This is a genomic window from Micromonospora sp. NPDC048898, from assembly GCF_043198035.1.
Classification (GTDB): Bacteria; Actinomycetota; Actinomycetes; order Mycobacteriales; family Micromonosporaceae; genus Micromonospora.
The window spans coordinates 507796-531054 of record NZ_JBICUF010000003.1; the positions used below are offsets into that span (position 1 = coordinate 507796).

The following is a 23259-nucleotide window of genomic DNA, read 5'->3' on the forward strand; positions in this document are numbered from 1 at the left end:
TCGACGGCGGAGGTCAGCCGGCGGTGCGCTCCCAGTCGATGGTGGGCAGGCCGGCGTCGGCGAGCGCCTTGTTGGCGGCGCTGAACGGGCGGCTGCCGAGGAAGCCGCGCGGGTTCATCGGGCTGGGGTGGCCGGCCTCCAGCACCACGTGCTGCGGATTGGTGACCAGGGCCGCCTTCTTGCGGGCGTAGCCACCCCAGAGCAGGAAGACCACCCGATCCGTGGACGCGTCAAGTGCCCTGATCGTCGCGTCGGTGAACTCCTCCCAGCCGGCGTTGGCGTGCGAGCCCGGGGTGGCCTGCCGCACGGTCAGCACCGCGTTGAGCAGCAGCACGCCCTGGGCGGCCCAACCGTCGAGGTTGCCGCTGCGCGGCTTGGGAACGCCGACGTCCTCGCCCAACTCCTTGAAGACGTTGCGCAACGACGGCGGCACCGGCACACCGTCACGGACGCTGAAGCTCAACCCGTGTGCCTGCCCGGCCCGGTGGTAAGGGTCCTGCCCGAGAATCAGCACCCGGGTGCTCTGCGGCGGGCACAGCCGGTAGGCCGAGAACAGGTCCTCCAGGGGCGGGAAGACGGTCTGCGTCGCGTATTCCCGGGCGACGAAGTCGCCGAGCGCGGTGGTGCGGGCGGCGTCCAGGTGGGGGGCGAGCACGGCACGCCACTGCTCCGGAAGCAGGGCCAACAGGTCAAGGGCGGGGGCGTCGTCGGGCATCAGGAACCTCTCACAGCGCGGGTCGGTCCCCCGCACTCTAGGCATCGGGTACGACAGCCGCCGGGCTAGCCCAGGTCGGCGAGTCGCCGGGCCCAGTCGCCACCGATCGGGTCCAACTCGACGATCCGGGTGTCGTCGTCGCGGCGGTCGATGCGGACCCGCAGGTGCGCGTCGACCAACTGCTCCACCAGGCCCTCACCCCACTCCACCACCGTCACCGAATCGTCCACCGAGGCGTCGAGGTCCAGGTCGTCGATCTCGGCGCGCGGGTCGGTGGCATCACCCAACCGGTACGCGTCGGCGTGCACCAGAGCGACCCGGCCACCCCGGGCCGGATCGGGGCGATGCACCCGGGCGATCACGAAGGTTGGCGAGGTGATGTCGCCGACGACACCGAGCCCGGCGCCGACGCCCTGGGTGAGCGCGGTCTTGCCGGCGCCCAACGGGCCGGTCAACAACACCAGATCGCCGGCCCGCAGCAACCCGGCCAGGCGTCGGCCGAACTCCCGAGTGTCCTCGACGGTCGGCAGCTTGACGACGTGACTCACCGTTCCTCCGGTTTCCCCAGGGACTCCAGGAACCGCGCGAGCGCGGCATTGACCTCGTCGGCGTGCTCCAGCATCACCACGTGACCACTGTCCTTGATCTTGACGAACTCGGCGTGTGGCAGCCGCCGGACGATCTCCTCGGAGTGGACCACCGGGGTGATCATGTCCTTGTCGCCGACCACCACCAGCACCGGCGTCGCGGCCAACGCCGCCAGAGCCGGGAAGCGCGAGTGGGTGGCCAGGGTCCGCAGGTAGCGGGTCACCGTGTCGGCCGACGTCCGAGAATTCATCGTCTCCACGTAGGACACCAGCGCCGGGCTGGGCTTGCGGGTGCCGAAGCCGTACTTGCGGGTCAGCAGCCAGGCCACGTTCGACGTCGACTTGCGGGCCTTGTCGATCACCGGCCCGCCGTAGCGGGTGGCGTTGCTGACCATGTAGAGCACCGGGCCGCCGACCCGGCCGAGCAGCGCGGGCGCGACCAGCTTGGTCTCCGCGACGAGCCCGCCCGAGGTGGCCATCAGGACGGTGCCCACCACCCGGTCACCGAACAGCTCGGGAAACAACTCGGCGAACGCCATGATGGTCATGCCGCCCATCGAGTGGCCGACAAGCACCAGCGGCCCGCCCGGGGCGGTGCGGTCGATCACCTCGCGCAGTGTCCGGCCGAGCACCGTGAGGTCGTACTCCCCGGTCTCCAGCCGGCCGGACCGACCGTGACCGGGCTGGTCGTACGCCACGATCCGGTAGTCCCCGCGAGCGGCGAGCATCTGACGTTGGAAGTGGAACGTGCCCATGTCGAGGCAGAAGCCGTGCACCAACACCACCGTCGGGTGCCCCGGCACCGGCCGGGTCGGCTCGACCACCTCGACGTGGATGTCCGTGCCGTCCGGCAACGCCAGGCGGAACGCCTCGTCGTACCGCTGCTCGCCGAACGCCTCGTGTGCGTAGCGGTCGGCCGGGTCGGCCTTGAGCCGGCGGACCAGGGTGCGCTCGGTCGCCACCCCGGCCGCCAGGCCCGCCGCGGCCACCCCCACCGCGGCGCCGACGATCCCGGCGACCCGGCCCACCGCGGTCCGCGGACGCGGAATGCGATAACTCACGGCGCCACCTCGGTTCGCGACTGCGGGGCTCGCAACCCCGGCTCACTCCTCGCGCTCACGGCGCCACCTCGGTTCGCGACTGCGGGGCTCGCAACCCCGGCTCACTCCTCGCGCTCACGGCCGCTCGCCGTCGTACACCCGGGGCACCCGCGTGCTGCCGAACCGGGTCACGATCTCGTAGTTGATCGTGCCGACCGCCTCGGCCCAGTCGTCGGCTGTCGGCTCGCCGTCGGCACCGCTGCCGAAGAGGGTCGCCACGTCGCCGTCCGCCACCGGGTCGTCGCCGCAGTCGAGCACGAACTGGTCCATGCAGACCCGCCCCGAGATCGTCCGCCGTACGCCGCCGAGCTGCACCGGCCCGGTGTTGGAGGCGTGCCGGGGAACCCCGTCGGCGTAGCCGAGCGGCACCACGGCCAGGTTCGCGTCGGATTGCGTGGTGTAGGTGTGCCCGTAGGAGACCCCGGTACCCGCGGGCACCCGCTTGGTGAGCATCACCCGGGCGCGGGCGGTCATCGCCGGCCGCAGCCCGTACGTCTCACCGGCCACCGGGGAGAGCCCGTAGATGGCCAGGCCGGGGCGGACCAGGTCGAAGTGGGTGTCCGGGCGGGTCAGGGTGGCCGCCGAGTTGGCGAGGTGTCGCCAGCGCGGTCGCAGCCCCGCCCGCTCGACCATGGCCAGCCCCTCGTGGAAGACGGCCAGTTGACGGTCGATGGTGGGGTGGCCGGGCAGGTCCGCGTACACGAAGTGGCTCCACACGCCGACCACCTCGACCAGGCCGTCGGCCTGCGCCTTCGCGGCGGCGTCCAGCAGCGCCGGCCAGTCGGCGACCGTCGCCCCACCCCGGGACAGTCCGGTGTCGATCTTCAGGTGCAGGCGGACGGGGCGCCCGGCGAGCCGGCTCGCCTCGATCATCTCGTCCAGTTGCGACAGGCTGGCCGCGCTCAGGTCCACCCCGGCGCTGACCCCCTCGTGCAGCGGCAGGCCGGGCGCGAGCAGCCAGGCCAGCACCGGCTGGGTCACGCCGGCCCGGCGCAGGGTGAGCGCCTCGTCGAGGGTGCAGACACCGAGCCAGTCCGCACCGGCGTCGAGGGCCGCGCGAGCGGCCGGGAGCATGCCGTGGCCGTACCCGTCTGCCTTCACCACCGCCATCAGCTCGGCGGTGGTGCCGGAGCGGAGTCTGCCCACGTTCTCGCGGATCGCGTCAAGATCGACGCGTACCTCGGCCTGCCACATACGCCCAGCCTACTTTCCGCCGTGATCACCGGGGGCGGCGACGCACGGCCCCGGACCCCGACCCGAGCGGAACGGCCCGATCAGCCCAGCCGGGCGACAACCGGGCGAAGGGCGGTCACCACGTCGGGCGCGGTCACCGGCCCACCCCGGGCCGCCTCCCGACCGGCGAGCCCGTGCAGGTACGCGGCCGCGGCCGCGGCCCGATCGGCGGGCACTCCGGCCGCCAGCAACGAGCCGAGCAGCCCGGCAAGCACGTCGCCGGTACCCCCGGTGGCCAGCGCCGGGGAGCCGGTCGGGTTGACGTACGCCCGACCGCCCGGCGTGCCGATCACCGTGCGGTCACCCTTGAGCAGCACCACCGCGTTCATCCAGGCGGCCAGCCGCAGCGCGGCGCCGACCCGGTCGGCGCCGGGCTCCTCGCCACACAGCCGGGTGAACTCACGATCGTGCGGGGTGACCACGATCGGCGCGTCCCGACCCCGCAGCCGGTCGGCGAGCGAGCCGTCCACCAGCAGGGTCAACGCGTCGGCGTCGAGCACCACCGGCACCGCGGTGGCCAGCACGGCGCGCAACTCGGCCGCCGCCTCCGCGCCGGTGCCCAGCCCGGAGCCGCAGACCCAGGCCTGCACCCGGCCCGCGTCGGCGACCCGCGCACTGGCGATCACCGAGGGGTGCTGGTGCAGCACCTCGGCGCGGGCGCCACCGGCGTAGCGGACCAGGCCGGTCGGCCCGGCCAGGGCGCCGCCCACGGAGAGCACCGCCGCACCCGGGTAGGTCGCCGAGCCGGTCGCGACGCCCACCACGCCCCGCGTGTACTTCTCCGACGCGGGGCCCAACTTCGGCCACCAGTCGACCACGTCGGACCACTCGGTGACCAGCAGCGCCGGGGTGCCCCGCAACCACTGCCGCAACCCGATGTCGACAAGCTCCACCTGCCCGGCCAGGGCGGCGGCCGGCCCGACCACCAGGGCGGGCTTCAGCGCGCCGAACGCCACAGTCACGTCGGCGTGGACCGCGGACGGTCGGCCGGACGCGACCAGCGGCACGTGCCCGGTGTCCACCGCGACGCCGCTCGGCACGTCCACCGCCAGCACCGTGGCACGGTTGCCGTCGCGCCCGCGCAGCTCACCGAGCCGCTGGACCACCTCGTCCGCACCCGCCCGCAGCCCGCCGGTGCCCCCGATGCCGACGATGCCGTCGAGAACCAGGTCGACCGGGCCGCTGGGCTGGTCCACAAGTCGACCACCGGCGGCCCGCAGCGCGGCCAGCCCCGCCGCGTGCGCCCGCCCGGGGGTGAGGAGCAGCGCGGACACGTCGACACCCCGGCGGGCCAGTCGCTCCCCGGCGTACAATGCGTCGCCGCCGTTGTCGCCCGAGCCGACCAACAGCAGCACCCGGCCGCCGTAGACCCCGCCGCGCTCGGTGAGCAGCAGCGCGGCCCTGCGGGCCAGCCCGGCGGCGGCCCGCTGCATCAGCGTCCCCTCCGGCAGCGTGCCCATCAGCCCCGCCTCGGCCGCCCGTACGTCGGCCACCCGCCACACCGATCTCATGCCACCGTGTCCCCATCCGCTCACGGGTGGACCCGACTGGCCCGCCCGGTCGACGTCACCGTTCCGCGACCACCATCGCCGATGCGATCCCGCCGTCGTGCGACAACGAGAGGTGCCAGTGGTTGACCCCCCGCGCCTCGGCCGCCGCCGCGACGGTGCCGGCGACAGCCAGCCAGGGACGGCCGTCCGGGTCGGCCATGATCTCGCAGTCGTGCCAGCTCAGCCCGGCCGGAGCGCCAAGCGCCTTGGCCACGGCCTCCTTGGCGGCGAACCGCGCGGCGAGCGACTCCGGTGGGCGCGGGCTGCCGGAGCGGGTGTGCCGCTCGGCGGTGGTGAAGAGCCGGTCGGCGAGCAGCGGCGTCCGGGCCAGGGCTCCGGCGAACCGGTCGACCAGGACGACGTCGATGCCGACAGCGACGATCACCACACCACCCTACCGGCGGCCGGGGCCGCAGATTAGCCGTCGGGTTCGCGGTGGGCAACGCCTGTGGACAAGCCGGGGTACGGCCCACCGCCCGCCGTCCACAGGGCACCGCCCGGGCCGCCGAGCGCGCCTAGCGTCAGCGCGTCGATACCGATCGTGCACGGGGGTGTGGTCATGACCGAAGAGCTGTTCGCCGTCCGGCCGGAGGAGCTGCGGGCGGTCGCCGGCGCGCTCGACGACGAGGCACACCGGCTGGCGTTGGGCCTCGCGCGGGTGCCCGGGCTGCTGGTGGCCGCGCCGGGGTGGCGAGCCGGCGCGGCGCTGGCCGGGCTGGAGGCGGCCGGGCACGCCTGGTTCTGCCGCCTGGGTGCCCGGGTCGCGGCGACCTCCGGTGGGGTCCGGGCGGCGGCCGAGGCGTACGAGACGGTGGACGACCGGGCCGCCGACCGGTTCGCCGCGCTGCCCCGTTGAGCGGCGTCGGCTACCGGCAACTGTGGGCTGCCGATCCGGGTGGCTGGCGGTCCGCCGGTGCCGCGTGGGCCGGCCTGACCGGGCCGGTCGACCGACGGGTCGGTGAGCTGGGTGGGGCCGGCACGCGGCTGCGGGGCGGTTGGTCCGGTGCGGCGGCCACGGCGGCGGACGCCCGGCTCGCCGGTCTGCGTGACGAGCTGACCTCGATCGTGCCCGCACTGATCGAGGTCGACCAGGTGCTGGCCGAGTTGGCCGGCCGACTGACTGCCGCGAAGGCGCGGCTCGCCGAGGCGGTCGCCCTGGCGGACGCGGGCGGGCTGGTGGTGGACCGGTCGGGCGGGGTGCACGTCGATCCCGCCCGGGTCCGGCCCACCGAGCGGGCCGGCGTGGCGGCGGCTCGGGTCGCGGCTGCTCTACGCGACGCGCTCGACGAGGCCGGGGCGGCAGACCGGGTCGCCGCCGACCGACTGGACGAGTTGGCCCGGGCCGCCGCCTCCGGCTGGGCATCCCCGCCACCACCGGGTCGGCCGGCGGCCGGTGCCGCACCGGCGCTGGTCCGCGCCTGGTGGTCCGGGTTGACGCCGGCGCAGCGCCGGTGGCTGATCGGGCACGAGAGTGCTCTTGTCGGCCGGTTGGACGGGGTGCCGGTCGCCGCCCGGGACCAGGCCAACCGGTTGCGGCTCGGGGTCTGGCGCGCGGAGTTGCTGGCGGAGCGGCGACGGTTGCTGACCCGGGTGCCGCCGGGGCCACGCGCGGCGGTCCGCCTGCACGGGCTGGCCGGGCGGTTGGCCGGTCTGGACACGTTGGCCGGGCGGCTGACCGCAGGGGGCGAGCCGCGGGCGTACCTGCTCGGGTTGGATCCGGCCGGTGAGGGTCGGGTGGTGCTGGCGCTCGGCGACCCGGACCACGCCGACCGGGTGCTGACCCACGTGCCGGGGACGACCGCCGGTCTCGGCGACGCTCCCGGTCAGTTGGGCAGGGCGGCGCGCGTGCTGGACCGGTGCGTCGCGCTCGCGCCGGGTGAGCGCAGCGCGGCGGTGCTCTGGTTGGACTACGACGCCCCGGATTTCCTGACCGAAGCCGCCTCGGCACGCCAGGCCCGCGACGCCGGCCCGGCGCTGCACCGCTTCCAGGAGGGGCTGCGGGTCAGCCACGAGGGCCCGCCGGCCCGGCAGACCGTGCTCGGGCACAGCTACGGGTCGCTGGTGGTCGGGACGGCCGCCCGGGAGCACGGGCTGGCCGCCGACGCGCTGGTCTTCGTCGGCTCGCCGGGGGTCGGTGCGTCGCACGCCGCCGAGCTGGGCGTGCCACCCGGGGAGGTCTGGGCGAGCAAGGCCCCCGACGACGTGATCCGCAAGGCCCGCCCGGTGGACGAGCTGGGCCTGCGCACCCCGCTGAGCGCGGCCCAACTGGCCGCCGTGCTGGGCTGGCCCGACCGGGTCTCGCACGAGCTGTGGTTCGGCCACGACCCGTCGGACCCGGGGTTCGGTGGTCGGGTCTTCGCCAGCGGGCGCGGCGGGCACAGCGGTTACTGGGACCCGGGCAATCCCGCGTTGGACGGGATGGCCCGGGTCGTGTTGGGCCAGGTCGTTCCGGGTGGCTGAGGGCCTACTCGACGGTGACCGACTTGGCCAGGTTGCGGGGCTGGTCCACGTCGTGCCCACGGGCGGCGGCGATCTCGGCGGCGAGCACCTGCAACGGCACAGTGGTGACGAGCGGGGCCAGCAGGGTCGGCGTACGCGGCACGTAGATCAGGTGGTCGGCGTACCGGACGACTGCCTCGTCACCCTCCTCCGCGATCACGATGGTCCGCGCACCGCGCGCCCGGACCTCCTGGATGTTGGAGACGACCTTGTCGTGCAGCATGCCCCGGCCAACCGGCGAGGGCACCACGCAGATCACCGGTGTGCCCTCGTCGATCAGGGCGATCGGGCCGTGCTTCAGCTCGCCGGCGGCGAAGCCCTCGGCGTGCATGTACGCCAACTCCTTGAGCTTCAGCGCGCCCTCCAGGGCCACCGGGTAGCCGACGTGCCGGCCGATGAACAGCACGGTGGGCTCGGCCTTCAGCTCCCGGGCCAGCTCACGGACGGGCTCGATCCGGTCGAGCAGCTCCCGCAGCTTGCCCGGGATCTCCTGCAACTGCGCGACGACCGCGCCCACCTCGTCGGCGAACTTGATCCCGCGCACCTGGGCCAGGTGCAGGCCGATCAGATAGCAGGCGACGACCTGGGTGAGGAACGCCTTGGTCGACGCGACGGCGATCTCCGGCCCGCCGTGGGTGTAGAGCACGGCGTCCGACTCACGGGGGATGGTCGAGCCGTTGGTGTTGCAGATCGCCAGCACCCGGGCCTTCTGCTCCTTGGCGTGACGCAGCGCCATCAGGGTGTCCATCGTCTCGCCGGACTGCGAGATCACCACGATCAGCGTGGACCGGTCGAGCACCGGGTCGCGGTAGCGGAACTCGCTGGCCAGCTCCACCTCGCAGGGGATCCGCGTCCAGTGCTCGATGGCGTACTTGGCGACCATGCCGGCGTGGTATGCCGTGCCGCAGGCCACGATGAAGATCTTGTCGACGTCGCGCAGATCCTGGTCGCTGAGGCGGACCTCGTCCAGGGCGATCTCACCGGTCTCGGTGAGCCGGCCGAGCAGTGTGTCGGCGATGGCCTGCGGCTGTTCCTCGATCTCCTTGAGCATGAACCAGTCGTAGCCGCCCTTCTCGGCCGACGAGGAGTCCCAGTCGATGTGGAAGTCCTTGCCGGCGGCGGGCTGACCGTCGAAGTCGGTGATCTCGATGCTGTCGCCGGTGATCAGGACGATCTGGTCCTGGCCCAGCTCCACCGCTTCCCGGGTGTGCTCGATGAACGCGGCCACGTCGCTGGCCAGGTAGTTTTCCCCCTCACCCCGGCCGACCACGAGTGGCGAGTTGCGCCGGGCGCCGACGACCGCGCCGGGCACGGAGGCGTCGACGGCGAGCAGGGTGAACGCGCCTTCCAGTCGCTGGCAGACCACGCGCATCCCGGCGGCGAGCAACTGCGGGCCGTCCGGCTGGCCGGCGGCGCGCAGGTCGGCCAGCGCGGCGGCGAGCAGGTGCGCGGCGCACTCGGTGTCGGTGTCGCTGGTGAACTGGACGCCGTCGGCCTCCAGCTCGCCACGGAGCTTGGCGAAGTTTTCGATGATGCCGTTGTGGATCACCGCGACCCGTCCGTCGCCGGCGACGTGCGGGTGGGCGTTGCGGTCGGTCGGCCCGCCGTGGGTGGCCCACCGGGTGTGCCCGATGCCGGTGGTGCCGTCACCGATGCCGATCGGGCTGGCCGCGCAGGAGGTCGGGTCGTCGGCGGCCCGCTCGGACAGCAGCTTCTCCAGGTTGGCCAGCTTGCCGGCCTTCTTCTCGGTCAGCAGTTGGTCGTCGCAGACGATGGCGACGCCCGCCGAGTCGTAGCCGCGGTATTCCAGCCGCCGTAGCCCGTCGAGCACGATCCCCAGTGCGGGGCGCGCGCCCGCGTATCCCACGATTCCACACATGGCCCGCAGCCTAACCCAGTTTCACTCATCATGGGTGCTCGAAAGTCGGGTTATCAATCACGGAATCTGAGCGATCGGGGCGTCGGCGGGTCACAACGGGACGAGCTTCCCGGCTCCCATCACGCCCAGCCTCGCCGGGCGGGGCTGGGCCTCGCGCGGGTGGTGGCCGTAGGCTGGCGCAGGTGACGAGCACCGATCTCGACCCGCTGGTGGCCCGGATGCGGCCGTTCGGTACGACGATCTTCGCCGAGATGTCCGCGCTCGCCACACGGACCGGCGCGGTCAACCTCGGTCAGGGTTTCCCCGACACCGACGGCCCACCGGAGATGCTGGCCGCCGCCGTCGAGGCGCTGCGCGGCGGGCAGAACCAGTACCCGCCCGGCCCGGGGATTCCCGCCCTACGCGCGGCCGTCGCGGCCCACCAACTGCGGTTCCACGACCTGTCGTACGACCCGGACGGCGAGATCGTGATCACCGCCGGCGCGACGGAGGCGGTCGCGGCGAGCATCCTCGCCCTGTGCGAACCGGGCGACGAGGTGGTCTGCTTCGAGCCGTACTACGACTCGTACGCCGCCTCGATCGCACTGGCCGGCGCGGTCCGACGACCGGTGACCCTGCGCCCCACGGCCGACGGCCGGTACGCCTTCGACCCGGCGGCACTACGCGCGGCGTTCGGCCCGCGGACCCGCCTGGTGCTGCTCAACTCACCGCACAACCCGACCGGCAAGGTGTTCACCCCGGCGGAGTTGGCGCTGGTCGCCGAGCTGTGCCAGGAGCACGACACCTACGCGGTCACCGACGAGGTGTACGAGCACCTGGTCTTCACCGACGCGGCGAACCCGCACGTGCCGCTGGCCACCCTGCCCGGGATGCGGGAGCGGACGCTGCGCATCTCGTCGGCCGGCAAGACGTTCTCCTGCACGGGCTGGAAGATCGGCTGGGCGAGCGGCCCGGCGGCGCTGGTCTCGGCGGCGCTGCGGGTGAAGCAGTTCCTCACCTACGTCAACGCGGCCCCACTGCAACCGGCGGTCGCCGTGGCGCTGGCCCTGCCGGACGACTACTACACCGGTTTCCGGGACAGCCTCCAACAGCGGCGTGACCAGCTCGTCGGCGGTCTCACCGACGCCGGGTTCGAGGTGCTCGACTCGGAGGGGACATACTTCGTCACCGCCGACATCACCGCCCTCGGCGGCTCCGACGGGGTGGAGTTCTGCCGCTCGCTGCCGGAGCGCTGCGGCGTGGTGGCCGTGCCGACGCAGGTCTTCTACGACGACGTCGAGGCGGGCCGGCGGCTGGTCCGCTTCGCCTTCTGCAAGCGCCCCGAGGTGCTGACCGAGGCGGTCAGCCGGCTGCGCGGGCTGCGCGAACGCCACTGACCGACGCGGTCGCCGGTCACACGGGCTACGCGAGCGCCACCGACCGGCACGGTGCCGGCCGGCGCGGTCACCCGGCCGCACGGGCTGCGTGAGCGCCACCGACCGGCGCGGTGCCGGCCGGCGCGGTCACCCGGCCGCACGGGCGGGGCCGGTGGCGTCCGGCACCGCGGGCGACGCGACGTCGGCGACGGACGCAGCGATCTCCGGCGGCGCGACGGCCAGGGTGGCGAGCAGCGTGCCACCGTCGGCCAGCAGCACCGCCTCGGCGTCGTTGACGAAGGCGAGGTCGGCCTCGACGTGCCGGCTCGCCGCGGCGAGCAGCAGCCCGACCACCGGGTCACCGGCCTTGCGGCGCAGCCCGTCGAGGTTGCGCAGCTCGCGCAGCAGGTGCCCGCGTTGGTTGCTGAGCACGGTGCGCACGGTCTGCGCGGAGCCCGATCGGGCGGCGGCGGTGACCTTGAGGAAGAAGTCGTCCCGGAAACCGCCACTGCGCGGGCTCGGCTCGTCGAGCCAGCGGGCGAGCTCGGCCCGACCGGCGGCGGTGATCTGGTAGACGACCCGGTCCGGTTTCACCGCCTGGGCCTGTCGCTCGGCGACCACCAGGCTGTCCCGGGAGAGCCGGTCGAGGATCTGGTACAGGTGGCCGATGTTGAGCGGCCCCCACTGTGGACCGGTGGCGGCCTCGAAGGCGCCCTTCAGCTCGTAGCCGTAGCTCGGGCCGCGTGCGAGCAGCGCCAGAACCGCGTGCTGGATGGCCACCGTCTCCTCCGATTCCACTGACCAACGGGCCAGGTCTTGAATTGTGACAATGTAACGCGCAGAGTGTGGGGTAGCACACGGGGAGGCGCGACATGCTCGGGTTCATCTGGGCGCAGCTACGCGGCCGTGCCGGCCGGTCGGTGGCACTGCTGGCGGGCGTGTTGGTGGCGACCACCGGCTTCGTCGTCCTGACCGGTGCCACCACCACCTCCCGCCTTAAAGTCACAGGTGCGGTGGAGCGCAACGCCCGGGCCGCCTACGACATCCTGGTCCGTCCGCCGGGGACGCGCACGCCGCTGGAGGCCGAGCGTGGGCTGGTCCGCCCGAACTACCTCTCCGGTCTGTTCGGCGGCATCACTCCCGCGCAGTACGAGCAGGTGAAGCAGGTCGGCGGTGTCGACGTGGCCGCGCCGATCGCCATGCTGGGTTACTCCACGTCTTCGGTGTCGGTCCGGTTCGACCTGACCGACGCGGTCGACCGTTCCCTTGACCAGCAGGTCATCCGACTCGATCCCACCTTCACCGCCGAGCGCGGGCTCTCCACCGCCCCGAGCCGCCCACGCTACGTGTACGTGACCAAGCGCCCCCTGCTCAACCCCGAGGGAAAATACACCCCGAACGATTCCTCGATCCCGTACTCGGACGGCCGGATGTACCCGTACGACATGCAGTGCGGGGATGTCCCACGGGAGGTGCTGCCGGACGGCCGAAGCCAGCCGATCTGCGACCCACACCTGGCCCCGGAATCGGGGAACGGATGGGTCTCCGAACGGGAGAGCTGGAGCGTCGACACCGTCCGGCTGCTTCCTGACGGGCGCTTCGAGGAGGACCGCTGGCAGTCCGGTCGCTTCGAACGCGTCGCCACCGACCGACTGGTGGCCACCTACCGGGTGACTGTGCAGTTCCTACTGGCCGCCGTCGACCCGGACGCGGAGCAGCGCCTCGTCGGCCTCGACGACGCGGTGACCGAGGGCCGCCCTCTGCGGCCCGACGACACGGCCACCGACACCCACCGCCCGCCGTATGCGCCCGAGCGGTCCATCCCGGTATTGACCACGAGCCGCCCCTACCTCGACGTCGCCGTGCGGTCCGCCTTCACCCGGTTGCCGCAGGCGCGGCCCGCCGGGCTGGGCATCCCCGACCTGGAACAGACGCTGGACGACGCCACCGGGGTCCGTGTCGGGACGGCGGAGTACACGCTGGCCGCCGGGTATAGCGACCTGCTCGCCGAGGGGATCTCCGAGACCGGCTGCTGCCGGGGTGAGTTGCAGACGATCATGCAAGCGGGTGCCACGGAGTACGACCGACTTCCCGACGGCACCCTCCGTGCTGTCACGCGGCCGAAGTCCGATCACGCGGCCTACGCGGGCGAGAACTTTTACAGCTTCAGCGGCCGTCCGTGGTCGGCCGACGACAACGGCTTCCGCCCACTGACCGCGGTCCCCATGCAGCCGCCGGGCGCCCTCTCCCAGTTCCTGGACTGGCGGACCGTCGGCATCTTCGATCCGGAGAAGCTGCGCGGGTTCAGCGAGCTGTCCCGGGTGCCGCTGGAAACCTACAAACCGCCCCGCACCGATGGCGCCGACGAGAGCAGCCGTCAGGCGCTGGGCGGCCAGCCGCTGGAGCCGAGCGGCAACCCGGCCGGCTACCTCTCCTCGCCACCACTGCTGCTCACCACCCTGGCCGCGGTGCCGAAGCTGCTGGAGGGCAGCACCTCCCCCGCCCGGACGGCGCCGATCAGCGCGGTCCGGGTCCGGGTCGGCGACGTGGCCGGCTACACCGAAGGGTCCGCCGAGCGGGTCCGGCTCATCGCCGAGCGGATCGCCGACACGACCGGGCTGGACGTCGATCTCACCTTCGGCTCGTCGCCCGCGCCGCAGACCGTGGAGCTGCCCGCCGGCTCGTTCGGCCGGCCCGAGCTGCGGCTGAACGAGCGGTGGTCCGCCCTCGGGGTGGCCTCGGTCATCACCAGGGCCGTCGACCGCAAGAGCCTCGTACTCTTCGGGTTGGTGCTTGTGGTCTGTGGGCTGTTCCTCGGCAACGCGGTCTCCGCCGCCGTCCGGGACCGGCGTCCCGAGCTGGCGGTGCTCTCCTGCCTGGGGTGGTCGGCACGCCGGATCGCGGCGCTGATCCTCGGCGAGGTGGCCACGCTGGGGCTGGCCGCCGGCGTGCTGGCCCTCGGGCTGGCGTTCCCGCTGGCCACCGCACTGGACATCGGGATCGGTTGGCGGCAGGCGGCGCTCGCCGTACCGGTGGCTCTGCTGTTGGCGCTGGTCGCGGGCCTGATCCCGGCGCTACGGGCAGCGGGTGCCCACCCCGCCGCCGCGCTGCGGCCCCTGGTGGCCCCGGCCGGTTGGGTCCGCCGGCCCCGCGGCCTGTTCGGGATGGCCCTGGTCAACCTGGTCCGCACGCCGGGGCGCACACTGCTCGGGGCCGGCGCGCTGGCCATCGGGCTGGCCGCGTTGACCCTGGTCAGCGCCGCTGCCTACGCCTTCCGGGGCGCGATCGTCGGCAATCTGCTCGGCGACACCGTCTCGATGAACGTGCGGAGTGCGGACACTCTGGCCGCGGTCGTCACCGTCCTGCTGGGCGCGGGCGCCGTCGCCGACGTGCTGTACCTGAACGTCCGGGACCGCGCCGCGGAGTTGTCCACGCTGCGCGCGATCGGATGGACCGATGCGGCGCTGAGCCGCCTGGTGGGTTACGAGGGGCTCCTCATCGGCGCGCTCGGGGCAGTGGCCGGGGCGGGGATCGGGCTCGCCGGGGCCGCCTGGCTGGTCGGTGGTCTGCCGGTCGCGCTGGTCCTGGTCGCTGCCGCGGTGGCGCTCGGCGGGGTGCTGGTCACCTGCCTCGCGGCGCTCGTGCCGGCCGCACTGCTGCGCCGGCTCCCGACCGCACGGCTACTCGCGGAGGAGTGACGATGGAGGCAACGACCGGCAGCTCGGTCCGGATGCGCGGGTTGCATCGGCGGTTCCGCACCGGCGACGAGCACCTGACCGCGGTCGACGACGTCTCGCTGGAGATCGCGGCCGGGTCGGTGGTGGCGCTGACCGGGCCCAGCGGCTCCGGCAAGTCGACCCTGCTGCACCTGATCGGCGCCATCGAGCAGGCCGACAGCGGCACCGTCACGGTCGACGACGTGGAGATCACGGCGCTGCGCCGCGCCGCGCTGGCCCGGTACCGGCAGCGGGTGGGGTTCGTCTTCCAGCGCTACCACCTCCTACCGGCGCTGACCGTGCTGGACAACGTGATCGCCCCGGTGCTGCCGCAACGCGGGCGGGCCGACCACGCGGCACGAGCCCGGGACTTGCTCGACGCGGTCGGCCTGGCCGGACGCGAGCGGGCCCTGCCGGCGCAGCTCTCCGGCGGTCAGCAGCAGCGGGTCGCCATCGCCCGCGCCCTGATGGGCGCACCCGGCCTGCTGCTGGCCGACGAGCCCACCGGCAACCTCGACTCCGCCACCGGCGGGCAGATCCTCGATCTGCTGCTCGACCTGCGGGACCGGCACGGCATGACCATTCTGCTGGCCACCCACGAACAGGCCATCGCCGCCCGCTGCGACCGGCTGATCAGGCTCGCCGACGGTCGGGTGGTCGAGGATCTCGACCTCACCGACGGCGAGGACCCGGCCGACACGTACGAGCGGGCGGCCCGGCTACGACTCTGACAGCACCCCGAGTCCACCGCTAAGCCGCGCGCCAACCACCGGGCGTCAAGTCGCACAGCAGGACGGTAGCAACAGGCGGCGGGCCCTGGGTGACCAAGAAGCGGTTCGCCGGGGTGCGCTCGTCCTACCGCTGATCCGCTGCGGGGCGGTCCCGGCTCGCCAGCACCGTCACGAGCACCCCGACCGCCACGATGATCGCCGTGCAGGTCCAAGTGGCAGCACTCGTGTAGGTCCACCGGGAGGGCGGCGCCCAGGAGACCCGTGCGACGACCACCGTCAGCAGGACGGCCACCCAGCCGGCGACGAGCCCGCCGGCAAGGGTGCCGGGCTGGAGGGTCACCCGCAGGAACGGCAGCAGGAGGATGAGCATAGACGTGCCCAGCTGACCCGTCAGCAAGCTGGCGTCGTCCCCCGGCAGGGCGTTGAACGGCCAGAGGTAGGCGACCGCGCCGACTAGGCCGGCGGCGACGACCACGGCGGCCCGGCCGAGCCGCGACGGGCGGGCCAGAGACACCTGGGCCGGGTCCCTGACACACACGGCGACGGCGACGACCGCGGCGACCGCGAACAGAAGCATCCCGAACACGGAGGCCCACGAGTCCAGCGGCCTGAGGATGGAGAAGATGGTGTAGTGCGGCTGCTCCCTGGGCCCCACGACGCCCATCCAGGGTGACCACCAGGAAGAATGGTCGCCGGCCAGCGTCAGGTAGGCCTCCAGCGATGTCCAGGAGCCGTGCAGCCGGACGGGCATCCGCACCGCCACGTAGGCCCCGAAGCCGAGCAGAAGACCGGCGCCCGCTAATGCCCGCCCCTCGGTCTCCCGAAGCGCGCGGAACGCCACCAGGCCGGCGGCCGCGGTGATGATCGGCTGGTCGAAGAGGCTCACCGCACGCATGGCAACGTCGGCGGTGCTGTCCACGGCGAACAGATTCGGCAGATCTTGCGCGCCCAGCAGCAGGGCGATCAGGCGTATCACCGCTGGCGCGAGCCCGTAGAGCAGTGTGGCAGCCAGACACAGCCAGGCGAGGAGTCCGCGCAGGGCGGCCGGGGATGGCGCCCGGGTGCGATGTAGCGACCCGCCAGCCGGCGGTGGAGGCGCGACCGGCGCGACCGGCGCGACGGGGTCGCCGTCGTTCGCCGGGTTACGGGCCAGGGCGAGCTGGTCGACGGTGCCGGTGCCGCGCTGCCGCGGGGCCGGAATGCCCCGACTGGCGGCGGCGTGCAGCAGCTGGCGGTAGACGGCGCCGAAGGTCAGCAGTGGTGGTCCGCCGGGAACCCCCTCGCGCAACAGATCGAGCAGCGCCCCCGTGAACGCCGTATGCCGCGCTCCGAGCGGTGCCAGCGCCACCGCGTTCGCCGAGGTGGCGGTCAGCACGTAGGTGCCCTCGATCCCGACCTGGCCGAGGATCGTCTCGTCCGAGCCCGCCATGTCCTGCACCGCCCGGCCGCTGAAACAGCAGTCCAGGATGACGATCCGGTTGGCGGCCGGACTCTCCACCAGGATGTCGCGGATCAGGTCATACGGCAGCGCACTGACCCGCAGCTCGTCCGGGTCGGTATCGGCCAACCCGAGATACAGCTCGTTGCGCGTACCGGTGCGCCCGTGGCCCGCGAAATAGACCAGCAGCGTGTCCTCTGCGGACTGCGCGGCGTCCCGCAGCAGCCGGTAGACACCGCGCGGGTCCGCCGGATCCGTGACGACCGTGCACCGATCCGGCGAGATCGCCCCGCGCGCCGGATCCGTCAGAGTCACCGCCAGATCCGCCACGTTGTTGCGCACCGCCGGCAGGTCGGCCAGCTCAGCCGAGCGATACGTACCGGTTCCGATCAGCACCGCCCGGGACCGACGCGGATCAGGCAGCCGCACTACTGCTCCGTGCCGCCACCGAGGACATCCTTCAGCAGTGCCTCGGGATCGGCGACCCGCTTGGCGTTGATCGTCACCTTGCGCCCCCGCGGCCCGGTCACGGTGATCGTGATGTCCGCTCGGCGCTGCGTCAGCCACACCGTCACCGACCGCGCCACGGCGGCCGACACCGCACCCGCACCGGCCGTGGCAGCACCGAGCTGAATGATGATGTCGCTGGCGGCGCCCATCGCGTCCGGCCGTGCGCCCGCTGCCTCGAGCCGCAGGCGGCCACGCAGGTCTGGCTCGTCCCGCAGCCAGGCCAACAGCGCCTCGAGGTCGCCGTCCCGCCCGTCGACTTCGATCCTTCCAGAACTCACGGTGCGAAGCCTAAGTGCGCGCCGATCACAGCAGTGCACCGAGCGATGTCCGATCTAGGACAGGACAATCCGCGCCCGGTTACGACCACCGCTCACATTCACCTGCCAGCCCAAACCCACAACGGACGAAAGCTACCGAACCGCCCTCTGACAGCTCGGGGGTCAGGCGACGGGGCTCGCGGTGCGGACCAGCTCGGCGATCCGTTCGGCGACCGCACGGGCCGTCGCCTCGGTGGCCGCCTCGACCATCACCCGGACCAGCGGCTCGGTGCCCGACGGGCGCAGCAGCACCCGACCGGTCTCGCCCAGCTCCGCCTCGGCCCGCTCGACCTCGGCGCGGACGGCCGGTGCGGCGGCGCCGACGGTCCGGTCGCCGACCGGCACGTTGATCAGCACCTGGGGCAGCTTGGTAACCACCGAGGCCAACTCGGCGAGCGACTGGCCGGTGGCGGCCATCCGGGCCATCAGGTGCAGGCCGGTGAGCACCCCGTCGCCGGTGGTGGCGTGCGCGGGCATGACGATGTGGCCGCTCTGCTCCCCGCCGAGCGCCAGCCCGGAGGCGCGCAGGGCCTCCAGGACGTACCGGTCGCCGACCTTGGTCTCGATCAGCCGGATGCCCTGCGCGGACATGGCCAGTCGCAGGCCGAGGTTGCTCATCACGGTCGCGACCAGGGTGTCCTGGGTGAGCGTGCCGGCATCCCGCATGGCCAGGGCGAGGATCGCCATCACCTGGTCGCCGTCGACCTCGTCGCCGTCGGCGCTGACCGCCACGATCCGGTCGGCGTCACCGTCGTGGGCGATGCCCAGGTGGGCGCCGTGCTCGACCACGGCCTCGCGCAGCGCCTCGATGTGATTGGAGCCGCACTCGTCGTTGATGTTCAGCCCGTTCGGCTCGGCGTGGATCGCCACGACCTCCGCGCCGGCTTCCCGGTAGGCGACCGGGGCGACCTCGGCGGCGGCACCGTTGGCGCAGTCGACCACGACCTTGATCCCGTCCAGCCGGTGCGGCACGGAGCCGACCAGGTGTTGGACGTAGTGGTCGGCACCGTCGAGCAGGTCGTGCACCCGGCCGATGCCGGCACCTGTCGGCCGATCCCAGGCGGTGGTGGCGTTGGCCTCCACGGCGGCCTCGATCCGCATCTCGATCTCGTCGGGCAGCTTGTGCCCGCCGGCGGCGAAGAGCTTGATGCCGTTGTCCGGCATCGGGTTGTGCGACGCGGAGAGCACCACGCCGAGGTCGGCCTTGGCCTCGGCGGTGAGGAACGCCACCGCGGGGGTGGGCAGCACGCCGACCCGCACCACGTTGGCACCGGCGCTGGTCAGGCCGGCGACCACGGCGGCCTCCAGCATCTCGCCACTGGCCCGGGTGTCGCGGCCCACGACGGCCAGCGGCGGATGGCTGCGGTCCGTCTCGGCGAGCGTGTGCGCGGCGGCCACCGCGAGCGCCAGCGCCAACTCCGGGGTGAGATCCGCGTTTGCCCGCCCGCGTACGCCGTCCGTGCCGAACAACCGACCCATACCCGCCAACCTCCGTGGTGCGCTGCCGAAGTGGAGAAAGCGAAACGGCCGGCTGCCTCCCCCGAATCGGGGGGAGGCGAACCGGCCGTCCGTCAGAAGTACAACGCGCTGGAAAAGATCAGCGCTTCGAGTACTGGGGAGCCTTACGGGCCTTCTTGAGGCCGTACTTCTTGCTCTCCTTGACCCGGGCGTCCCGGGTGAGGAAGCCGGCCTTCTTCAGGGCCGGGCGGTCATCGGGCTCGTTGACGATCAGCGCCCGGGCGATGCCCAGCCGCAGCGCACCGGCCTGGCCGGTGGTGCCGCCGCCACGCAGGTTGGCGATGATGTCGAACTGCTCGAGCTTCTCGGCGGTGACCAGCGGGTCCTTGATGAGCTGCTGGTGCACCTTGCTCGGGAAGTACGCCTCGAGGTCCTGGCCGTTGCAGGTGATCTTGCCGGTGCCCGGGACGATACGAACCCGGACGATGGCCTCCTTGCGGCGGCCCACGGTCTGGATCGGCCGGTCACCACGAGGCGCGCGGGCGACGGGCGCGGGCGCCTCGGTGGCCTCAGGTGCCTCAGGGGCTTCCGGGGCAACCTCGGTCTCGGTGGTGATGTCGGTCATGCTGCTTCCTTCGCCCGCGCTCACTGCGCGATCTGCTTGATCTCGAACGGCACCGGCTGCTGCGCGAGGTGCGGGTGCTCGGCACCGGCGTACACCTTCAGCTTCTTGATCAGCTGACGGCCGAGCTTGTTGTGCGGGAGCATCCCCTTCACAGCCAGCTCGATGGCCCGCTCGGGGCGCTTGGTCAGCAGCTCGTCGTAGCCGATCTGCTTCAGACCACCCGGGTAACCGGAGTGGCGGTAAGCAACCTTGGTCTGGCGCTTGTTGCCGGTCAACGCAACCTTGCCCGCGTTCACGATGACGACAAAGTCGCCCGTGTCGACGTGCGGCGCGAAAGTCGGCTTGTGCTTACCACGCAGCAACGTGGCGGCGTGGGTGGCCAGGCGGCCCAGCACGACATCAGAGGCGTCGATGACGTGCCACTGACGCTCGATCTCACCCGGCTTCGGGCTGTACGTACGCACAGGTCTACCTTGTCTCGTCGTCGGTCTGGGGTCGCGCGCCGAGGTGACCAGATCTTGCAGGCCGGACCAGCGCGCACGAACGACCAAGCGTACCTGATAGGGCACGCCTCTGGATGTCGTACAACAGCAGGCAACGATACCCGGCGCGGTGTCCGCAGGTCAAAACGGGGGTGCGGTGCCGCCCGGCGACCCGCCGACCGTGGCCCAGCTCACACCTCGGCGAGCCGGTCGGCACCCGGACGACGGTAGACGACCCAGGTGACCGCGAAGCACAGCGCGTACCAGCCGATGAAGGCCACGTAGGCGGCGTCGGCGTTGCCGGAGCTGAGGAACGACTGGCGGAACGCGATGTTGACGAGCACCCCACCGGAGGCGCCGATCGCACCCGCGATGCCGATCAACGCGCCGGTCATCCGCCGTGCCCAACGGGCGGCGGCCTCCGGATCGCGCCGGCCGTCGGCCACCGACTCCGCCGCCCGGGCCCGGAAGATCGCCGGGATCATCTTGTAGGTGGAGCCGTTGCCGATGCCGGAGAAGACGAAGAGGGCGAGGAACCCGGCCAGGTAGAGCCCGAACGAGCGCTCCCGGGCCGCGTACAGGACGGTGCCCGCGCCGACGGCCATCGCCACGAAGTTCCAGAAGGTCACCCGGGAGCCGCCCAGCCGGTCGGCGAGGTGCCCGCCCAGCGGCCGGATCAGCGAGCCGATCAGCGGGCCGAGGAAGGTCAGCCAGGCCGCGTCGACCGGGGTGGGGAACCGCTCGGCGAACTGGAGCTGGAGCACCTGGCCGAAGGCGAACCCGAACCCGATGAACGAGCCGAAGGTGCCGATGTAGAGCAGCGACATGACCCAGGTGTGCGGGTCGCGGGCCGCCTCGCGCAGCGCGCCCGGCTCGTTGCGCGCCCCGGGCACGGTGTCCAACCAGCGGGCCGCGGCCAGCGCGGCCAGCACGATCAGCGGCAGGTAGACCGCGGGCACCAACCGGGGGTACGCGGCACCGGCGGTGGCGAGGACCGCCAGGCCGACCAACTGCACCGCGGGTACGCCGAGATTGCCACCCCCGGCGTTGAGCCCGAGGGCCCGGCCCTTCAGCCGCTGCGGGTAGAACAGGTTGATGTTCGCCATCGAGGAGGCGAAGTTGCCGCCACCGACGCCGGTGAGGCAGGCGAGCACCATCAGGGTGGAGTAGGACACCCCGGGTTCCAGCAGCACCGTCATCGGCACCGTGGGCACGAGCAGCAGGAGCGCGCTGATGATCGTCCAGCGCCGGCCGCCGAAGCGGGCCACCGCCAGCGTGTAGGGCAGCCGCAGCACCGCCCCCAGCGCCGCCGGGATGGCGGTGAGCAGGAACTTCCCGGCCGGGTCGATGCCGTACGCGGGGCCGAGGAAGAGCACCGTCACCGACCAGAGGCTCCACACCGAGAAGCCGACGTGCTCGGCGAAGATCGAGACCCAGAGGTTGCGCCGGGCGATCGGCGCGCCGGTCGTCCGCCAGAAGTCGGGGTCCTCGGGACGCCAGTCGTCGAGCCGCCGCCCGCGCGCGGTGGCGGCCGGCGGCGCGGCGGTGGCTGCGGTGCTGGTGAGCGTGCTCACGGGCGGCTCCTTCTCGTCGATGTGACGAGGAGAAACGCTAGGAACGCCTGATTACCTGGCAGTGCCCGTCCTGGGTCGGCCCGGAAACGGGGACCGCACGACGGGCCGGTGGCGATGGTGAGCGCGTGCCACCCGGGCCCGCGGTCAGAGCTGTTGGAGGATGCGCAGCGCGCGGCCGACCCGGAGCATGGTGTCGGTGTCGGCGACGTCCACGCAGTCGGTGAACCACTTCTTCATCGGCGATGATATGCGGTCGGGCATCACCACGTACCGGCCCATCGACACGGCGAGCGGCGAGTCGCGCAGCAGCGACTCCTCGACCACCTCGACCACGATCACGATGGGCACGTCTGTGGAGTTGTAGACGTCCGAGCTGATCACGAGGCCGAGGCGTTCCCGGGCGCCCTCGATGCGCCAGACCTCTCCCCTACGCAGCACGCGGTCGTCCGCCGGAGAGCAGGTCGTTGACCATGCCCACCTCGCGGGCGTCGGCGAGAGCGGCGGACTCCAGGTCCAGGCCGGCGCGGCCCACGGCTGCGGCGTGCGCGGTGAAGACCTCGCGCAGCGCCTTCTCGCGGGCGGCCTGGTCCATCCAGGCGGAGAGGGACAGCCCCTCGCGCTTGGCGAACCGCCGCGCCTCCTCGATCGTCTCGTCGGTAAACGACAGAGTCACCTTGGCAGTCATGCCGCTGAGACTACCCAGCGGTATGACCGTCAGTCATCCGGTACGCCCCGACTCGACCACCGGTGTCCAAACGCCCATACCGGCAGCTCTCACCGGGCCCGGCCACCGAACACCGCGAAGCGCCACTCCTTGAAGTAACAGTCGACGTCGACCAGACCGGCCTCGGCGAGCCACCGGCACTGGTCGGTGACGGTCGCCGGCAGGTCGTGCCGCATCCGCCCCCGGGAGGCGGCAATCTCCTCGGGGGACGCGCCCAGCTCGGCGATCCGCTCCATCCACACCTCGTCGTAGCGCCGCTCCAGCTCCGGGGTCGGCCCGGCGACCTGCTCGGCGTTGACGAACACCCCGCCCGGTGCCAGTGCGGCGGCGGCCCGCCGGTAGAGCGCCTGCTTGCCGGCGTCGTCCAGGTGGTGGATCGCCAGCGCGCTGACCACCGCGTCGTACCGGCCCGGCGGCAGCTCGCCGGACAGGTCGGCCAACACGGACCGGTGCGGCACGTCCCGGTCGCGCAGCTGCTCGGTGGCGCGCGCGAGCATCGCCGGCGCTCCGTCCACCAGGGTCAGCCGGACTCCGGGCACCGCCGCGGCGAGCAGCAGCGAGAGCAGGCCGGTGCCGGCGCCCAGATCCAACACCTCCGGGGTACGCCCGGCGGCGAGCGCGGCGCGCAGCGGTGGAGCGGCCACCTGGACGGCGGTGCCGTAGAAGGCGTCGAAGCAGGGAATCAGCCGCCGACGCTCCTCGTCGTAGGTGCCGGCCACGGCGTCGAAGACGTCCACCACACTCATCGCGGACTCCCATTTAATGA

The 23259-nt window shown here is 72.8% G+C and carries 22 protein-coding genes; 5 read left to right on the top strand and 17 right to left on the bottom strand.

The window, feature by feature from the left end; genetic code table 11:
* Positions 1-13: 13 nt before the first annotated feature.
* From ung to ACGFIQ_RS12670, 6 genes are all read right to left on the bottom strand, one after another.
* Positions 14-715, bottom strand: a complete 702-nt coding sequence (gene ung, locus ACGFIQ_RS12645) for a uracil-DNA glycosylase (RefSeq protein ID WP_393243062.1) — start codon at positions 713-715, stop codon at positions 14-16.
* A gap of 65 nt (positions 716-780) precedes the next feature.
* Positions 781-1263, bottom strand: a complete 483-nt coding sequence (gene tsaE, locus ACGFIQ_RS12650) for a tRNA (adenosine(37)-N6)-threonylcarbamoyltransferase complex ATPase subunit type 1 TsaE (RefSeq protein WP_184178621.1) — start codon at positions 1261-1263, stop codon at positions 781-783.
* Positions 1260-2363, bottom strand: coding sequence for an alpha/beta fold hydrolase (locus tag ACGFIQ_RS12655; RefSeq protein ID WP_393243064.1), 1104 nt, complete (start codon positions 2361-2363; stop codon positions 1260-1262). Before ACGFIQ_RS12655 ends, tsaE begins: the two co-directional genes overlap by 4 nt.
* 114 nt (positions 2364-2477) lie before the next feature.
* Entirely contained in the window at positions 2478-3596 is a 1119-nt protein-coding gene (gene alr / locus ACGFIQ_RS12660; protein ID WP_393243066.1) for an alanine racemase, read from the bottom strand.
* 80 nt (positions 3597-3676) lie between these two features.
* Positions 3677-5146: an NAD(P)H-hydrate dehydratase gene (locus ACGFIQ_RS12665; RefSeq protein ID WP_393243068.1), complete on the bottom strand. Its 1470-nt coding sequence runs from the start codon at positions 5144-5146 to the stop codon at positions 3677-3679.
* A gap of 55 nt (positions 5147-5201) precedes the next feature.
* Positions 5202-5570 (bottom strand): holo-ACP synthase, encoded by a 369-nt coding sequence (locus ACGFIQ_RS12670; RefSeq protein WP_357078810.1) that lies wholly within the window; start codon positions 5568-5570, stop codon positions 5202-5204.
* A 174-nt stretch (positions 5571-5744) separates the two neighbouring features.
* Here ACGFIQ_RS12670 and ACGFIQ_RS12675 point away from each other — a divergent pair, with 174 nt between their 5' ends.
* Positions 5745-6041, top strand: a complete 297-nt coding sequence (locus tag ACGFIQ_RS12675; protein WP_393243070.1) for a hypothetical protein — start codon at positions 5745-5747, stop codon at positions 6039-6041.
* Complete coding sequence (locus ACGFIQ_RS12680) at positions 6038-7645, top strand: alpha/beta hydrolase (RefSeq protein ID WP_393243072.1); 1608 nt, start codon at positions 6038-6040, stop codon at positions 7643-7645. The genes ACGFIQ_RS12675 and ACGFIQ_RS12680 overlap by 4 nt, the downstream gene beginning before the upstream one ends.
* 4 nt (positions 7646-7649) lie before the next feature.
* On the opposite strand, the gene glmS is transcribed toward ACGFIQ_RS12680, so the two are convergent.
* Positions 7650-9563 carry a glutamine--fructose-6-phosphate transaminase (isomerizing) gene (gene glmS, locus ACGFIQ_RS12685; RefSeq protein ID WP_393243074.1) on the bottom strand — a complete coding sequence of 638 codons (1914 nt, stop codon included), beginning with the start codon at positions 9561-9563 and terminating at the stop codon, positions 7650-7652.
* A 182-nt stretch (positions 9564-9745) separates the two neighbouring features.
* Between glmS and ACGFIQ_RS12690 the strand changes: the two genes are divergently transcribed.
* A complete protein-coding gene (locus ACGFIQ_RS12690; RefSeq protein ID WP_393243076.1) occupies positions 9746-10939 on the top strand; it encodes a pyridoxal phosphate-dependent aminotransferase in 1194 nt (397 codons plus the stop codon).
* A 126-nt stretch (positions 10940-11065) separates the two neighbouring features.
* Here the strand turns inward: ACGFIQ_RS12690 and ACGFIQ_RS12695 are convergent, their stop codons facing one another.
* Positions 11066-11716 (bottom strand): PadR family transcriptional regulator, encoded by a 651-nt coding sequence (locus ACGFIQ_RS12695; RefSeq protein WP_393243078.1) that lies wholly within the window; start codon positions 11714-11716, stop codon positions 11066-11068.
* A 74-nt stretch (positions 11717-11790) separates the two neighbouring features.
* On the opposite strand from ACGFIQ_RS12695, the gene ACGFIQ_RS12700 reads away from it, so the two are divergent.
* Complete coding sequence (locus tag ACGFIQ_RS12700) at positions 11791-14616, top strand: FtsX-like permease family protein (protein ID WP_393243080.1); 2826 nt, start codon at positions 11791-11793, stop codon at positions 14614-14616.
* A 2-nt stretch (positions 14617-14618) separates the two neighbouring features.
* Positions 14619-15365 carry an ABC transporter ATP-binding protein gene (locus ACGFIQ_RS12705; protein ID WP_393243082.1) on the top strand — a complete coding sequence of 249 codons (747 nt, stop codon included), beginning with the start codon at positions 14619-14621 and terminating at the stop codon, positions 15363-15365.
* Between the two features lie 124 nt (positions 15366-15489).
* On the opposite strand, the gene ACGFIQ_RS12710 is transcribed toward ACGFIQ_RS12705, so the two are convergent.
* The 9 genes from ACGFIQ_RS12710 to ACGFIQ_RS12750 all read right to left on the bottom strand — a co-directional run bounded on the left by ACGFIQ_RS12710 (position 15490) and on the right by ACGFIQ_RS12750 (position 23239).
* Positions 15490-17232 carry a caspase domain-containing protein gene (locus tag ACGFIQ_RS12710; protein ID WP_393243084.1) on the bottom strand — a complete coding sequence of 581 codons (1743 nt, stop codon included), beginning with the start codon at positions 17230-17232 and terminating at the stop codon, positions 15490-15492.
* The gene (locus ACGFIQ_RS12715; protein WP_393243086.1) at positions 17232-17591 is read right to left on the bottom strand and encodes a hypothetical protein; all 360 of its coding nucleotides are present in this window, start codon (positions 17589-17591) and stop codon (positions 17232-17234) included. The genes ACGFIQ_RS12710 and ACGFIQ_RS12715 overlap by 1 nt, the downstream gene beginning before the upstream one ends.
* A 162-nt stretch (positions 17592-17753) precedes the next feature.
* Positions 17754-19109 carry a phosphoglucosamine mutase gene (glmM, locus tag ACGFIQ_RS12720; RefSeq protein ID WP_393243088.1) on the bottom strand — a complete coding sequence of 452 codons (1356 nt, stop codon included), beginning with the start codon at positions 19107-19109 and terminating at the stop codon, positions 17754-17756.
* A gap of 118 nt (positions 19110-19227) precedes the next feature.
* Entirely contained in the window at positions 19228-19713 is a 486-nt protein-coding gene (gene rpsI, locus ACGFIQ_RS12725; protein ID WP_393243090.1) for a 30S ribosomal protein S9, read from the bottom strand.
* Between the two features lie 20 nt (positions 19714-19733).
* Positions 19734-20177, bottom strand: a complete 444-nt coding sequence (gene rplM, locus ACGFIQ_RS12730; RefSeq protein ID WP_053653864.1) for a 50S ribosomal protein L13 — start codon at positions 20175-20177, stop codon at positions 19734-19736.
* 209 nt (positions 20178-20386) lie between these two features.
* Positions 20387-21769, bottom strand: a complete 1383-nt coding sequence (locus ACGFIQ_RS12735) for a nitrate/nitrite transporter (protein ID WP_393243092.1) — start codon at positions 21767-21769, stop codon at positions 20387-20389.
* A gap of 144 nt (positions 21770-21913) precedes the next feature.
* The gene (locus ACGFIQ_RS12740; RefSeq protein ID WP_151488090.1) at positions 21914-22207 is read right to left on the bottom strand and encodes a hypothetical protein; all 294 of its coding nucleotides are present in this window, start codon (positions 22205-22207) and stop codon (positions 21914-21916) included.
* Complete coding sequence (locus ACGFIQ_RS12745) at positions 22197-22454, bottom strand: DUF6364 family protein (protein WP_088950199.1); 258 nt, start codon at positions 22452-22454, stop codon at positions 22197-22199. Before ACGFIQ_RS12745 ends, ACGFIQ_RS12740 begins: the two co-directional genes overlap by 11 nt.
* A gap of 89 nt (positions 22455-22543) precedes the next feature.
* The gene (locus ACGFIQ_RS12750; protein WP_393243094.1) at positions 22544-23239 is read right to left on the bottom strand and encodes a class I SAM-dependent methyltransferase; all 696 of its coding nucleotides are present in this window, start codon (positions 23237-23239) and stop codon (positions 22544-22546) included.
* Between the last annotated feature and the right edge of the window lie 20 nt (positions 23240-23259).

What these genes read in the sequence shown, in the direction of transcription:
- ung (WP_393243062.1), bottom strand. Translation starts at nt 715, where the DNA reads ATGCCCGACGACGCCCCCGCCCTTGACCTGTTGGCCCTGCTTCCGGAG.
- alr (WP_393243066.1), bottom strand. Translation starts at nt 3,596, where the DNA reads ATGTGGCAGGCCGAGGTACGCGTCGATCTTGACGCGATCCGCGAGAAC.
- ACGFIQ_RS12665 (WP_393243068.1), bottom strand. Translation starts at nt 5,146, where the DNA reads ATGAGATCGGTGTGGCGGGTGGCCGACGTACGGGCGGCCGAGGCGGGG.
- ACGFIQ_RS12675 (WP_393243070.1), top strand. Translation starts at nt 5,745, where the DNA reads ATGACCGAAGAGCTGTTCGCCGTCCGGCCGGAGGAGCTGCGGGCGGTC.
- glmS (WP_393243074.1), bottom strand. Translation starts at nt 9,563, where the DNA reads ATGTGTGGAATCGTGGGATACGCGGGCGCGCGCCCCGCACTGGGGATC.
- ACGFIQ_RS12700 (WP_393243080.1), top strand. Translation starts at nt 11,791, where the DNA reads ATGCTCGGGTTCATCTGGGCGCAGCTACGCGGCCGTGCCGGCCGGTCG.
- ACGFIQ_RS12705 (WP_393243082.1), top strand. Translation starts at nt 14,619, where the DNA reads ATGGAGGCAACGACCGGCAGCTCGGTCCGGATGCGCGGGTTGCATCGG.
- glmM (WP_393243088.1), bottom strand. Translation starts at nt 19,109, where the DNA reads ATGGGTCGGTTGTTCGGCACGGACGGCGTACGCGGGCGGGCAAACGCG.
- rpsI (WP_393243090.1), bottom strand. Translation starts at nt 19,713, where the DNA reads ATGACCGACATCACCACCGAGACCGAGGTTGCCCCGGAAGCCCCTGAG.
- ACGFIQ_RS12745 (WP_088950199.1), bottom strand. Translation starts at nt 22,454, where the DNA reads ATGACTGCCAAGGTGACTCTGTCGTTTACCGACGAGACGATCGAGGAG.
- ACGFIQ_RS12750 (WP_393243094.1), bottom strand. Translation starts at nt 23,239, where the DNA reads ATGAGTGTGGTGGACGTCTTCGACGCCGTGGCCGGCACCTACGACGAG.